This window comes from bacterium (assembly GCA_035549195.1).
Lineage (GTDB): Bacteria > Oederibacteriota > Muellerivitia > Muellerivitales > Muellerivitaceae > DASZRK01.
Window position 1 is genome coordinate 1 of record DASZRK010000059.1, and the last position, 13784, is coordinate 13784.

11 protein-coding genes and 1 tRNA gene are annotated in these 13784 nt (G+C 59.5%); 11 read left to right on the forward strand and 1 reads right to left on the reverse strand.

Annotated elements, in window-relative coordinates; genetic code table 11:
- From VHE12_10575 to VHE12_10595, 5 genes are all read left to right on the forward strand, one after another.
- The coding region (locus VHE12_10575; protein ID HVZ81221.1) for a FlgD immunoglobulin-like domain containing protein at positions 1–1651 on the forward strand (1651 nt) is incomplete at its 5' end.
- Positions 1648–3276: a tetratricopeptide repeat protein gene (locus VHE12_10580; protein ID HVZ81222.1), complete on the forward strand. Its 1629-nt coding sequence runs from the start codon at positions 1648–1650 to the stop codon at positions 3274–3276. The genes VHE12_10575 and VHE12_10580, both read left to right, overlap by 4 nt.
- On the forward strand, positions 3273–5894 hold the full coding sequence (locus tag VHE12_10585; GenBank protein ID HVZ81223.1) for a SpoIIE family protein phosphatase: 2622 nt from the start codon (positions 3273–3275) through the stop codon (positions 5892–5894). The genes VHE12_10580 and VHE12_10585 overlap by 4 nt, the downstream gene beginning before the upstream one ends.
- A 23-nt stretch (positions 5895–5917) precedes the next feature.
- On the forward strand, positions 5918–6271 hold the full coding sequence (locus tag VHE12_10590; GenBank protein ID HVZ81224.1) for an STAS domain-containing protein: 354 nt from the start codon (positions 5918–5920) through the stop codon (positions 6269–6271).
- Between the two features lie 45 nt (positions 6272–6316).
- Complete coding sequence (locus VHE12_10595) at positions 6317–7456, forward strand: tetratricopeptide repeat protein (protein HVZ81225.1); 1140 nt, start codon at positions 6317–6319, stop codon at positions 7454–7456.
- A gap of 10 nt (positions 7457–7466) precedes the next feature.
- Here the strand turns inward: VHE12_10595 and VHE12_10600 are convergent, their stop codons facing one another.
- A complete protein-coding gene (locus VHE12_10600; protein ID HVZ81226.1) occupies positions 7467–7853 on the reverse strand; it encodes a PilZ domain-containing protein in 387 nt (128 codons plus the stop codon).
- 101 nt (positions 7854–7954) lie between these two features.
- Here VHE12_10600 and gltX point away from each other — a divergent pair, with 101 nt between their 5' ends.
- The 6 genes from gltX to VHE12_10630 all read left to right on the forward strand — a co-directional run bounded on the left by gltX (position 7955) and on the right by VHE12_10630 (position 13730).
- A complete protein-coding gene (gene gltX / locus VHE12_10605; protein ID HVZ81227.1) occupies positions 7955–9454 on the forward strand; it encodes a glutamate--tRNA ligase in 1500 nt (499 codons plus the stop codon).
- Between the two features lie 101 nt (positions 9455–9555).
- Positions 9556–10119 carry a GNAT family protein gene (locus tag VHE12_10610; GenBank protein HVZ81228.1) on the forward strand — a complete coding sequence of 188 codons (564 nt, stop codon included), beginning with the start codon at positions 9556–9558 and terminating at the stop codon, positions 10117–10119.
- An 89-nt stretch (positions 10120–10208) separates the two neighbouring features.
- A tRNA-Gln gene (locus VHE12_10615) sits at positions 10209–10282 on the forward strand.
- A gap of 277 nt (positions 10283–10559) precedes the next feature.
- A complete protein-coding gene (locus VHE12_10620) occupies positions 10560–12263 on the forward strand; it encodes a hypothetical protein (protein ID HVZ81229.1) in 1704 nt (567 codons plus the stop codon).
- Between the two features lie 96 nt (positions 12264–12359).
- The gene (locus tag VHE12_10625) at positions 12360–13397 is read left to right on the forward strand and encodes a LacI family DNA-binding transcriptional regulator (protein HVZ81230.1); all 1038 of its coding nucleotides are present in this window, start codon (positions 12360–12362) and stop codon (positions 13395–13397) included.
- Between the two features lie 135 nt (positions 13398–13532).
- Positions 13533–13730 carry a hypothetical protein gene (locus tag VHE12_10630; protein ID HVZ81231.1) on the forward strand — a complete coding sequence of 66 codons (198 nt, stop codon included), beginning with the start codon at positions 13533–13535 and terminating at the stop codon, positions 13728–13730.
- Positions 13731–13784 lie beyond the last annotated feature (54 nt).

Genomic DNA, 13784 nt, shown 5'->3' on the forward strand with positions numbered 1-13784 from the left:
GGATACGGCCACGAACACAGCCACGAATACGGCAAGCAATACGGCCACGGACAGCGCGACGAGTACGGCCACGAACACGGCCACGAATACGGCGACGAATACAGCCACGAACACGGCGACGAACACGGCCACGCAGACGGCGACCCTGACCCCTACCTCCACCCCGACCTATACGGCCACCGTCACGCCCACCAACACCCCCTTGCCGCCGGTGACCCTGGTCTTCGAGGCCCCCTTGCCGGGGATCCTGACCGCCGGAGTGTTGAGCGATCCTTTGGTCCTTCAGGCCAAGGATTCCACCAATTCGGACGCCGTGAGGACCAGTCAATTGACGGTGAGCCTTTTGACCGACTCGACCGGGGAGGCCCGGTTCCTGGCTGCCTCGGGCGGCCCCACCATCACCGCGATCACCATGCCGGTAGGGACAAGCCCGGTCACCTTCTACTATCAGGATGCCAAGGCGGGCTTCCCCGACCTGACGGCCTCTTCTCCATCGATGACCTCCGCGGTCCTCCCGGTCACCGTCCAGGCGGCGGGATTCGCCCAACTCCAGGTCCTGGTCCCGGGTGAGGCTTCCGATCCCGGAAAGCCTACGGCCAACCCCGCCGGGCATACGGGAAGTCCAGGTTCGGTGCAGGCCGGCTATCCCTTCCCGGTCACGGTCCAAGCGGTGGACGGTTTTTTCAACCCGGTCACCACAGGAGGAACGGTCGATTGGTCCAGCGATGACCCGAACGCGGGCCTGCCGCTCCCTTCGATCCTGTCCAATGGCGCCGCGGCGGTCTCCGTTTCCCTTTATAGCCCGGGTAGCCGCCATGTCACCGCGGGAGGGGTAGGCAGCCCCGTGGCCAGCGATCCCATCCAGGTGTTGCCCGGTTCCCTGAGCACCCTCAATGTGGTGCACGGGACGCCCCTGCTCTCGACGGCCATCGGCGGACAGAGCCTCCCGGCCCTGACCTTCTATCTCACGGTCGGGAGCGGAACGGACCCGGTCTCGGTCCAGGGGATCGTCCTGCGGGCGGAGGACCAGAACGGCACCCCGCTGTCCTTCCAGGACGCCTTCCAGAACATCTGGGTCGCCTCGGGGCCGACGAGCTTGGGCATCAATGTTTCCTCCACGGCCTCCGACCTGGTCACTTTAGGGACCGCCTTGACGGTCCTGCCCGGCGCGGGGGTGCCGGTCACATTGGGCGTGGACATCGCGTCGAACCCTACCGCCTCCACGGCCAGGCTCTCGGTGGACGCGTCCACCTCCTGGGTCGCCCAGGATCCCGTCTCGAACGTCAATGTCATGACGAATTCCTTCGGGGATCCGACCGGGTTCCCGATGAAGTCCAAGGTCATGGTGTTCTCGTCGCCCGATCTGGCCAGCACCTATGGGAACTATCCCAATCCTTTCGTGGCCGGTTCGGGGAACACCACGATCCAGTTCAACCTCGAAGCGCCCGCCAAGGTGTCGCTGCTGATCTATGACGTGATGGGATCCCTGGTGAGGACCCTCTACAGGGGGACTTCGCTTCCGGCCGGCCTTCAGAACGCCAGTTGGGACGGAAGGACCGATAACGGCACGCTGGTCCTGAACGGGATCTATTACGCCCAACTGGATGTGAACGGACAGAAGCTCTTGATCAAGATCGCGGTGGTGAAATGATGACCCTCTCCTTTTTCCGGGCCTGGCGCCGTCCGTGGCTTTGGGTCCTGCTGGCCCTTTTCGCGGCGAGGGCGCAGGCCCAAACGGCGACCGGCGGGACCATTTCCCCGTTCGAACTGGGAGGATCGGCCCGGGCCTTGGGCATGGGGGATGCGGCCGGGGCCCTGACCGGGGATGGGGACGGCTTCTTCAACAACCCCGCGATCCTGGCCACGCTCAAGGAACACCAGATCCTCACCTTCCACGCGCCCCTTTTTGGGGACACCAACTATGACGCCGCGGCCTATACCCATCCCCTGGGACCGGGCAACAGTTTCGGGCTGGCCTTGGCCCGGTTGGCCGTGGACGGGGTGCCCCTGACGGAGGACAACATCCTTCCGACGGGGACCTTCACCGCCGAGGAATATCAGGCCCTCCTGGGCTATGGTTTCCGGCTGACGGATGAATGGGACCTGGGCGCCACCGTGAAATACATCCGGGAACAATTCAATACCTATGAGGGGAGCGGTGTCGGTTTGGACTTGGGCATCCTTTATCATTTCGGGAAATCGACCCGTGACTTCTCCCAACTGGGCGTGAAGAACCTGACCCTGGGGGTGGGGTTCTCCAACGTCCTGCAACCGGAAGTGCGGTTGGTGCAAACGCCCGATACCCCGGACCGGGTCCTGCGCCCGAGCCTTTCCTATCTTTTCCTGCCCCCGGGGACCCGGGACCAGCTCTGGTTGGTCCTGGAAAGCCAGGTCCCCGTGGCCGGGATGCCCGATTACCGGGGCGGTGCTGAATACGCCTGGAACGAGACGGCTTTCCTGCGGGCGGGCTTCGACGGGGTCGGCCCCACCGCGGGGGCGGGCCTGCGGATCTCCGATTTCCAGTTGGACTACGCCTTCAACCAACGGGACCTGGGAGCCCTCCACCGATTCTCCCTTTCCTACCGTTTCGACCAGGTGCGGGACAAGCTCGAGACCCAGCGGATCGACCTGTTGAAGTGGGTGGCCAAGAGCTACGATTCGTCCAACGACTATGGGCCCGCCCTCAAGGCTTGGGAGAACGTCCGGCGTGAATTTCCCGACGACAACGAATCGGCGCGGGCCCTCCAGGACCTCCAACGGCGCCGGAAGAGCGAGCTCGAAAAACAGCTTCGGGCCGCCCAGAACGCCATGGAACGCGGCGACATGGAAAGGGCGCTTCCGCTCGTGGCCCGGGCCCTGGCCCTGGACCCGAGCAACCCGACGGCCAAGGCCCTCCTGCGGCAAGTGGACCGGAAGGCCATCCTTTCCACCAATTACACCAAGGGCGTGGAGGCCTATAGCCGCGAGGATTACAAGCAGGCCATCGAATACCTCCAAGAGGTCTATGAGATCGACCCCCATTACCGGGACGTCAATTTCCTTTACCGGGACGCTCAAAGCCACTATCTTCCCCTCGAATCCATGTCCAAGGAATCCACCGAACTTTACGCCAAGGGCGTGGAGGCCTACATGAAGGGTGATTTCCGCCGGGCCGTCGATTGTTGGGGCCAGGTCATGGAGAAGAACCCCAAGAATTTCCTGGTCCGACGGAACCTGGAAGAAGCCAAGGAACGATTGAAGGAAAAGCCCTCCGCTGAAAGTCCCGCGAACCCATGAGACTTCAAGACCTCCTCTATAAGATCTATGTCCGGCTCCCCCTGGACCCGAAAAGGCGCGTCTACCGGCTGGAGGTCGAGGCGAAGGAGATCGAACTCCTCACGATCAAGGACTTCATCCAAAGGGTCTGCGACGCGGCCGGTTGCGGGACCAAGGAGATCGCCAACGTCAAGCTGGCCGTGGACGAGGCCTGTTCCAATATCGTTCGGCACGCCTACAAGGACCGGGAGGTCGGCCGGATCGTCCTGGAGATCGGCGTGGGTTACGGGGACCTCAAGATCAAGATCATCGATTTCGGGAAACCCTTCGACTTCCATTCGGTCAAGGACCCGGACCTGAACCGTTATGTGGACATCGGCCGAAAGGGCGGTCTGGGGATCTGGCTGATCAAAAAGATGATGAACGACGTCCAGTACCGTTCCTTCCCGGACCGCAACGAGCTCATCCTTTACCGCCGCCTGTCCAAGGCGCCCCCCAAGGAACTGGGGATCAAGAAAGGGAGCTATTCGGTCTCGGCCAAGTTCACCTTGGGATCGGTGGTCCTGATCTTCACCCTGATCCTCCTGGCCTATTTCCTCATCGGACAACGCCAGCAGAGCCAGGTCTACCAGCAACAGTACGAGAACGTGACGACGATCCTCCAGGCGGTCTCCGCCGAGGCGGGCATCTTCGTGGCGCACAAAAGCGACCTGGAACTGGACCGCCTCATCCATGAGGTCCTTCGTTCGGACAAGTTCAAGGTCCTTTCCTATGCTTTCGTGGTGGGGTCCGATGGAAAGTACCTGGCCCATTCGGACCTGAACCAGGTCTTCAAGACCTATCAACCCATGACGGGCATCCAGGGGGTCAAACAGCCGGGGGTCGAGGTCTTCCACCCGGCGGCGGGACTTTCCGAATATGTGGCCCCTGTCTTCTATAAGGGTCAGTGGATGGGCGAGGTCCATATCGGCGTCAGCGACCGGGCGCTCCAGGTCGTCGTGGTCCGGGCCAAGGCCGACCTGCAGAAACTGCTCCTGCTCATCGTGGTGGTGAGCGTCATCGGCCTTTATTTCCTCTCGCGCATCTTCATCAAGCCCTTCCAGAGGATCCTGGAGGGGGTCACCGCGATGAACCAGGGCGACTTCAACGTCAAGATCCAGGTGGACAGCCAGGATGAGTTCGGCCAACTCGCCGGCATCTTCAACGAGATGACGGCCAAGATCCAGGATTCCCAAAAAGGGATGATGGAGCAGGAGAGGATCCAGAAGGAAATGCAGGTGGCCCAGGAGATCCAACATACCCTGCTCCCGGGGGAATTCCCCCAGATCGAGGGTTACGAGATCGGGGCCACCTACCGGGCCGCCAAAGAAGTGGGCGGCGACTATTACGACTTCTTCTGGGTGGACCCCACGACCATGGGGATCGTGGTGGCGGACGTGTCCGGCAAGGGCGTGCCTGGATCGCTCGTCATGACCATGATCCGCACCGCCATGCGCCTGGAGGCCCGGGGGAACAAGTCGGCTTCCGACGTCCTGGCCAAGGTGAACCAGCACGTGACCAATGACATGAAAAAAGGCATGTTCGTCACGATGTTCTACATCATCCTGGACTCCCGGGACCGATCCATCAATTTCGCCAGCGCCGGCCATAACCCCATGATCCTGTTCCGCGGCAAGACCCAGGAGGTCTATTTCCTCAAGCCCAAAGGGTTCCCGGTGGGCATCGACCTCCCGGAGGAGGACATGTTCGTGAAGAACCTGGCCCTCCAGAAGGTGAGCCTGGAGAAGGACGACATCCTGGTGATCTATACCGACGGCATCACCGAGGCCATGAACCCCGAGAAGGAGCAATTCGGGGAAGAGAGGCTCATCAACGTCATCAAGGAGAACTTCAAGCTCACTCCCGCCGAGTTCGTGGAGAAACTCAACGAGGCCATCGCCCAGTTCACGCGGGGGGCCGAACAGAACGACGACATCACGGTGGTGGCCATCAAGGAAAAAATGAAGGTGGACCAGGTGCAGTTCAAGTTCCGAAAGAAACTCCTGGACCTGGTCGAGAAGAAGGGGGTGTCGGTGGCCGAGGCCTGCCGCCAAATGAACACCTCGACGAACACCTATTACCGTCTCAAGAAGATCTTCGATGAGCAAGGCAAGAGCGGCCTGAAATCGGCCAAACGAAAGAAGCGGGTCGAACTCCGGGAGCTTTCCCTCATCCAGCAGCAGGCCGTCATGGCCGTGATCAAGCGGAATCCGGGGTTCGGTCCACCCAAGATCGCGGAAGCCCTTCGGAAGGGGGAATCGCCCTTGAAGGTGGAGTCCAGGTTCATCTCGGAATTCCTGGAACGCAAGGGTCTCTCGGATTTCAAGGCCCGTCTGGCGATCTCGGATGCCCCGGGGGCCGAGTTGTTGGCATTGGAAGAAGAAAGGTCGAAGCCTCCGGTCCGCCGGAAGAAAAAAAGACCGAGGAAGAAGAAGGCCGTTGCCTTGGCCGAGCCTGCGGTCATGGGCGGGGCCGATGCCGTCCTCCGATCGCCCGAGCCTTCATCGGGCCCAGGGAAAGCGGCGCCGGTGGAGCCGGGACCCGGACCTGTGGGCGATGTTGACAGTGTCCGACCTGAAAGTAATAATGAAACGCCCTAAGGGGCCTTATCTCCGGAGGGAACATGGCCAATCTCACCGTCGACGTTTCTGAACATCCACAAAACCACGAGATCACACTTTTGGCGGTGAAAGGTTTCATCGATACGACCACGGCGCCCGAATTCGAACGGACCTTCCACACGGTCCTTAACGATAAGAAATTCAAACTGGTCGTGGACCTGAAGGACGTCAATTACATCAGCAGCGCCGGGTGGGGCATCTTCATCAGCGAGATCAAGCGGATCCGCGGGCAGAAAGGCGACCTGGTCCTAGTGGGGATGAACCCCGAGGTCGCCGAAGTATTCGAACTCCTGGAGTTCAACACCATCCTGAAATCGTTCCCGAACGTCGAAATGGCCCTGAAGAAGGGGTTCTGACCCGGGGGGCCATGGGGTTGAAGCCCCTGGGCTAAAAAGGAAACCATGGAAACCGCAACGCTCAACTCCGTCATCGAGATCGAAGGGAAGAGTTTCACGGTCGAAACAAGGCCCGTCACGGGCAAGAACCGCCTTTTGTCCACCGTTCAGCTCTCGGGGCGCACCATTTCCCAGCGCGAGTTCGACCTTCCCGAGGGGATGGACGAGATGGCGGTGCGGCAGTTCCTCCAGGAGACCCACCGGAACCGCTCGGTGGAGATCGAGTCCCTCTTCCGTCTGAACCGGAAGGTCGAGGAAAAACCCACGGCGGACGCTTGCTGGAAGATCGGGGTCATTTTCCTTTCGAACGGTTTCTACGAAGATGCCCGCCAGAAGTTCCTGAAGGCGGTGGAGCTGGACCCCAAGCACCTGCAGGCCATCAAGTGTTTCGGCATCACCCTGACCCTCCTGGACGATTTCGAGGGGGCCAAGGCCACCCTGAGCGAAGCGAGGGAATTGGGGCCCTCCTTCGCCGACATCTATTTCCACCTCGGGAACGTCCACCTTTTCAAGCGGGAATTGGACGAGGCGGTCCAATGCTACCTGCAGGCCCTCCAGATCAACCCCCGTTACGCCGATGCCCGGCTCCGGCTGGCCACTTCCTGCGTGGGCTACCTTTCCAATTCGGCCAGCCAACTCCATGAATCCAAGATCAATGAATTGGCCGAAAGGGCGAAGACCGAGGCGGAGACCGCGGCCCAGTTGAACCCGAAGGTCCGCAACCGCAATTACCTCATGGCCACCGACCTATTGCGCAATCGAAAGTACCACCAGGCCTTCCAATCCTTCCTGGAGGTGAGGCCCCGCTACGTCCCCCGGATCGGGGATGAGATCATCTTCTTCTTCACCCTGACCCTTCTTTACGGGAGCGAGGGCATCGACCTGCAGATGACCGAGCAATACATCGACAAGTTGACCAAGGTGATCGAGGAGTATCCCCATTACGCCGACCTGCACCATCATTTGGGTACGGCCTACCTGATCAAGTGCCGTTTCGACGTGGGGCGTTCCATGAAGGAGTTCAAAAAGGCGCTGGACATCAATCCGCAGTTCCAAAAGGCCATCTCGAACATGGCGGATGCGGAGGAGCTGAACAAGAGGGTCTTGGCGGTCCTGAAAAAGGCGATCATCCCACAAGGGGGATGAAGGGTAGGGATCAGGCGCCGGTATCGGGCGTGAGGGAGTAATTGGTCTCCAGGAAACGGACGTGTTCCTGGGTCATTTTTTCGTAATTGATCCCGTAGGCGAAACGGCCCATGGTCTTCATCGGGTTCTTCCGGACCCAGACCACTTTCCCCTCGTAACTGACCGTGTGGCTTCCGTCGAGGGAATCCAGGTCGAGGACGACCCGGGTGCCGTTGTCCATGACCTTGTTGGAATAGATCTGGGCCCCGGTGGAGCTGACATTCACCAGCTGGGCCCGGAACTCCTCGCCTTCCCGGCCCGCCTCGGCCAAGCGACCCTTGACGGACTTGACCATGACCACTCGACGGTTGGTCCTTTTGTTGCCGACCTTGGCTTGAGGACGCGCGATCTTTTTCATGGATCCCCCGGAATTGCTGAAAAGTCGGTGGTTAGGATAACATCACTCCCTTGAAGTCGGAAGGGAAACATCCCCGGTTTTCGGGGAAGAGAAAGGTCCACATGTCGAACGTCCGGGTCCGGTTCGCTCCCAGCCCCACGGGATACCTCCACGTGGGGGGGGCCAGGACCGCCCTTTTCAACTGGCTTTTCGCGCGTCATTCCGGAGGGAAGTTCATCCTCCGAATCGAGGACACCGATCGGGAAAGATCGAAGCCCGAATATGAGGAGGCCATTTTCCGGGACCTGCAATGGTTGGGTCTTGACTGGGACGAGGGGCCTTCCCTGGGCGGGCCTTACGGTCCCTATCGCCAGACCGAACGGGCCGCCATTTACCGGGACCAACTTCGGAAATTGTTGGCGAGCGGGGATGCCTACCATTGTTTCTGCACCCCGAAGGAGCTGGAGGCCGAACGGCAGTCGGCCCAGGCGGCGGGGGGAAATTACCGCTATTCGGGGAAATGCCGGAACCTCACCCCGGAACAGGCCGAGGAACGCCGGGCCTCCGGGGCGCCCTTCTCGGTCCGCCTGAGGGTCCCGGCGGGAAGCACCACCTTCCAGGACCAGGTCCGCGGGACGGTCACGGTCGAGCACGCGGAGATCGACGATTTCATCCTCGTACGCAGCGCGGGGGAACCGACCTATAACTTCGTGGCCGCCATCGACGACGCCATGATGAAGATCACCCATGTCATCCGGGGGGACGACCACCTGGCCAATACCCCCAAACAGATCCTTCTTTATAAGGCGTTGGGATTGCCGATCCCCGCTTTCGCCCATATTCCGCTCATCCTGGGGGCCGATCGCACCCCGCTTTCCAAACGCCACGGCGCCAATTCGGTCGGTGAATTCAAACGCCAAGGCTACCTGCCGGAGGCCATGTTGAACTACCTGGCCCTCCTGGGATGGTCCCTGGACGGGAAGACCGAGGTCATCTCGAAAGCGGACCTGATCCGGAAGTTCGGCCTGGATCGCGTGGTCAAGAGCGCCGCCTGTTTCGACTATGGCAAACTCCAGTGGCTGAACGGGCATTACATCCGGGAGGCGGACGAGGAAAGGATCTTCCAACTTTGCCTGGAGTATCTTTGGGATGCGGACGCCATCAACGCGGAGTTCATGCGGGAGGGCGGACCCGCCCTGCGCCGGATGGTCATGACGGTCAAGAACAGCCTCAAAACGATATCCGAGGTGGGCGACCAGCTGACCTATTTCCTGGGGGAGGTCCATGATTACGATCCCCAGGGGTTGGAAAAATTCCTGGTCCCCGGAACCATCCCCTTGCTCCAGGACGCCGTTTTCTCCCTCCAGGAATCGGTCGATTTCACGGCCATGACCCTGGAGGAACGTTTCCGCCAATTGGCCACGCAAAAGGGGAGGAAGTTCGCCGAGTATGTCCATCCGATGCGGTTGGCCATCACCGGGAAGACCAACAGCCCCAATCTTTTCGAACTGATCCAGATCCTTGGCCAGGGGCGTTGTGTGGTGCGTTTGATGCGGTTCATCCAAATGATCAAGCATTCCCCCAAAACACCGGCGGGTCCCCCCGCGGATCGAACGGTGTAAAGATCCTGAAAAATCGGGTGCCGGGTCTGGCCCGGGATCGAAACCCTGTTAGAATGAGGAAAACCCAAGGCCGTATCCCTTCCCTGTGAAAGGAAAGTCCCATGCCCGACGTGATCATTGATTTCGTGTTCCAGCGCGGTGAGCGGAAAGGGCGGTTGCGTGCGGTCAACCGCAAGGATTGGGGACAGATCGTGGGCTGGTGGAACGACCCGGAGGTCCGCCGTCTTTTCGACGTCCATTTCGTGGACCAGACCTTTTCGGACGCGGAGAAGTGGTTCGCCAAGAGCGGTTCCACCGAGGATGAGAAGCCGCCCCGTTCTTTCGTGATCGAGGTCGACATGGACGGGAAATGGATCCCGGTCGGGACCGCGGAGTTCTACAGCGAAAGGCCCTCCCATCACACCGCGGAGTTCGGGTTCCTCATCGGGGACAAGAAATGGTGGGGAATGGGGATCGGGACCGAGACCGCCAAGAGGATGATCCAGTATGGGATCGAAAAGCTCGGCTACAAGCGCATCGGGGCCGTGTCGGCAAGCTATAACGTCCGTTCCTTGAATGCCCTGCAAAAGGCGGGCTTCCAGATCGAAGGGGTCCGTAAGAGTTACGTCTTTCGGGATGGGGAATATCACGACCAGATCATGGTGTCCGTCATCTCTCCAAAATAAATCGGGGTATTTGGAAATACAAAAAAACGGGCCGCTATGCTAGAATCCCAACCCCGTCAGGCCCCCTGACGGGGTTTTCTTTTTTCGTTTGGGAGATCGTCTAACGGTAGGACGGCGGGTTCTGGCCCCGTTAATCTAGGTTCGAATCCTAGTCTCCCAGCCAATAAAGCCCTCGTCCCCAATAGGGGCCGAGGGCTTTATTATTTGGGGATAAGGATCCGAACCTGGGAGGGTCCGGGAACGGGAGTTCCTGGGCCGTTCGAGGGGTACACAGGGGGCGGTTCCCCTCTGAGCGAAGCGGTTCGAGATCCAGTCTCCCAGCTATTTGTCTTTTCCTTCTTACATCTAGAGTGAAGATAAAAAGCGCTTTCGCTCGATTCGCTACCGTTTTTCGTTAAAACGGGATATATTTCCCTAAAGAATCCATTTTCGGGAACAACGTGAGAACCATTCCGAACCTTTCCAATAAAACGATATTCGTCTGGGTCCTGTTCCTCTTATTGGCAATGGTCCCGGTCCGAACGATCGCTCAATGTAATCCGGTGACCGCCACCCTTTACGGGTCCGCCGATGACGGTATGAACGTTTATATCAACGGCAACGGTCCCATCGGCCCCATCAATTACGTGACGGCGCCCGGTACCCTTCCGACCTTCGGCATTCCAGGGAGCTATTTCAATAATGGCGCCAACGTGATCGCCGTCCAGAACACCAATGCGAGTATGTCGGTCGTGGAGGCGGCTTGGACTATCGATATCACCTGTTCGGGCGGGGTAAGCCATGCTTATTTCAGCAACACGGACCAAGGATACGGTCTTTACGACGATTACTCGGGAGGGGCGCCTCCGCCGAACGACGCTTCGTCGAACCCTTGGTATTCCACTTCCTATGCCGCGGCCACCAGCCAGATCTATTTCACAGGCGTTCCCATCACGGTGACCAGCCCTTCGCCTAACCTCCAAGTGATGTACAACCCGCAGACCGGACAGGTTCAGCCCTGGAGCTCGACGAATACGGCAGGAAGCAGCTCGACGGCCAACGAGGTCCTTTATTTCCGTGGTTCCTTCAATTTGAACGCGATGGTCTATACACCACCGAGTTTTACCGTGCAAAAAATTACGGGCTTGTCTTCTTATCCGATCTCATACAATTCATCTGCGCCCTATACCTTGGTGGTTTGCAACAGCGGGGCACCCGTTAATTCGGCCGTGACGATATGGGATTCTGCGGACCATGGGCAATATAACGGTCCTTATAGCTACTATTACAATCCGCCCAGCCAGCTCTTCAGTCAGACGGGGACCAATCCCGTTTTTTTTGTTTTTCCCTTGGGCTTCGCCGGAAATGGAAGTTGCGTGACCATTGCTTATAGCTGGGGGCTTGATACCCAATCGCCGGGCGCCCCTTGTTCTGTTACCAATAACGCGGGCGTTAGCTGGGACGCTTCCGGCCAAGCCGCGACGCAGGTGGTCGTCCCCGTGGGTTCGGGTTGCGGCCCGACCAATACCTTCACGGCCACCGCGACCCGGACCTTCAGCCCGACCTTCACCCTCACTCCGACCACCACCAACACGGCAACCCTCCAATTCACCGCCACCCATACCGCTACTCGGACGCCCTCGGGGACGCCGACCTTGACCGGGACTTCCACGCCCAGCCGAACGCCGAGCGCCACCTTTACCGTGACCCCGACCTTCACTCAAAGTTCAACACCCACCAACAGTGCTACCGTCACTCCTTCCCGCACACCGACCTTGACCCCTACGGTCACTTTGACCCGCACGCCCACTTCCACTCCGACAGTGACGGATACCCCGACCATCACCTCGACCCCGACGGCCACCGTTCCGGACACGGATGTTTTCTATGTCTCCAAGAACGCCTTCAATCCCGATAACGACGGCCCGGTCTCCATCAACGTCCAATATTCCAAGTTCCCCGGGGCTTACCGGCTTTGGATCTATAATTCGGCGGGGGAACACATCCTGACCCTGGGTTCGGAGGAATTGTCCAAACCCATCAACGAGAGCTACACTTGGGACGGGAAGAACAAATATGGGGATAAATGCGCCAGCGGGGTCTATATCCTTTATTTGGTCGAACCCTACAGCCGCAAGTTGAAGCGGGTCCTTCTCCTGCGTTGACCAGGCGGTCCAGGCTCATTTGACCGATAAAATAGTTGCATCAATATGAGTTGATAACGATATCTGCCTTTCCCCCCATGTCCTATCGTTGTTCCCATGAAAGCGGTTAAAAACATCACCATGCAGGATATCGCCACCCGGGCCGGAGTCACCAAGGCCACGGTGTCCATGGTCATCAACAACGACAAACGCATCACCGAGACGACCCGCCAAAAAGTGCTGGCCATCGTCCGGGAGCTGAACTATTACCCTAACGAGTCCGCCCGCAAATTGGCCAAAGGGAAGACCGATACCCTGGCCTTCGTGATGCCCCGATTCGGCTCCCCCTTCATCGCCAGCATCATGGACGCTTTCGAGCGTCGCACCTATGAGACCCGCCGTTACCTGAACGGGATCCAGCCCTACTCCACCCGCAATGAAGTGGCGGTACTGGAGGAGGTCCTGAGGAAGATCCTTTATTCCCGGAAGGCGGACGCGGTGGTCCTCCTGGACCAGATCCCCAGCCCCGCCTTGGTCGCCGAATTCAAGGACAAGAGGATCCATCTGGTCCTGATCGAGACCAAGGCCGCCGGTGCCCATTCGGTCCGGGTGGACAACCACAAGGGGGCCCAGTTGGCGGTCCAACACCTCCTGCAAAAGGGGCGGAAACGGATCGGGTTGATCATGGGGAATTCCAGACCGGACGCCATTTATGAGCCCAATCCAGTGGCCGAGGAAAGGCTCCGGGGATACCAGGACACCCTGAAGGAAGCGGGGATATCCTTCCGGACCGAGCTGGTCGGTGTGGTGGAGAATTACACTCCTGAGGAAGGGGCCGATCTCCTGGGCAAACTTCTGGAAAAGGAACCCAAACTGGACGCCGTTTTCAGCGCGGCCGGGGACTGGGTGGCGATGGGCGTCCTGGACGAGGCCCGGCGACGGGGGATCCGGGTCCCGGAGGACCTTTCCTTGGTCGGTTACGACGATGTGCTCCAAGCCCGATTGATCCATCCGCCCTTGACCACCATCCGGCAATCCTTCGGGGACATCGCATCCGTCGCTTTCGATATCGCGATGGAGGCCATCGATGGGAAATTACTCCAGGAAAAGCACGTTCTCCTGGAACCCGAACTGGTCCTGCGCGCCTCGACCTGAGGTCATCGCCGTTACTCCTGAAGTGGTTCAATTATTTCAGGCCTGCCTGAAAAATAACATCGAAACGGCAACGGGTTTACAGAAGTCCCAGGCCTTCGGCCGTACGCTATCCACAAAAATCGAACGGGTACCTCCATGCGTCGAGCCGTCCATCGAAATCTTCTGCTCCTCGGGGCTTCCTTGCTCTTGCCGGTCCTCTCTCGCGCCGCCGAGAGCCTGAACTCGGACGCCTCCGATTCCGCCAGTGGCATATATATTGCCCGTCTTGATGTCTGGGATGCGCAGGGGAACCGGATCCGCTCGCAGACCTTGAAGCTTTTGGTCGTGCGGTAAGCGCCGTCCGGAGGATAGCTCCGGGTTATCCGGTTAAACGACCTGTGCGTTTTT

Bases quoted from the DNA above. Each gene is read 5' to 3' on its own strand.
- VHE12_10585 (HVZ81223.1), top strand. From the start codon at position 3,273: ATGAGACTTCAAGACCTCCTCTATAAGATCTATGTCCGGCTCCCCCTG.
- VHE12_10580 (HVZ81222.1), top strand. From the start codon at position 1,648: ATGATGACCCTCTCCTTTTTCCGGGCCTGGCGCCGTCCGTGGCTTTGG.
- VHE12_10600 (HVZ81226.1), bottom strand. From the start codon at position 7,853: ATGAAAAAGATCGCGCGTCCTCAAGCCAAGGTCGGCAACAAAAGGACC.
- gltX (HVZ81227.1), top strand. From the start codon at position 7,955: ATGTCGAACGTCCGGGTCCGGTTCGCTCCCAGCCCCACGGGATACCTC.
- VHE12_10590 (HVZ81224.1), top strand. From the start codon at position 5,918: ATGGCCAATCTCACCGTCGACGTTTCTGAACATCCACAAAACCACGAG.
- VHE12_10610 (HVZ81228.1), top strand. From the start codon at position 9,556: ATGCCCGACGTGATCATTGATTTCGTGTTCCAGCGCGGTGAGCGGAAA.
- VHE12_10595 (HVZ81225.1), top strand. From the start codon at position 6,317: ATGGAAACCGCAACGCTCAACTCCGTCATCGAGATCGAAGGGAAGAGT.
- VHE12_10625 (HVZ81230.1), top strand. From the start codon at position 12,360: ATGAAAGCGGTTAAAAACATCACCATGCAGGATATCGCCACCCGGGCC.
- VHE12_10630 (HVZ81231.1), top strand. From the start codon at position 13,533: ATGCGTCGAGCCGTCCATCGAAATCTTCTGCTCCTCGGGGCTTCCTTG.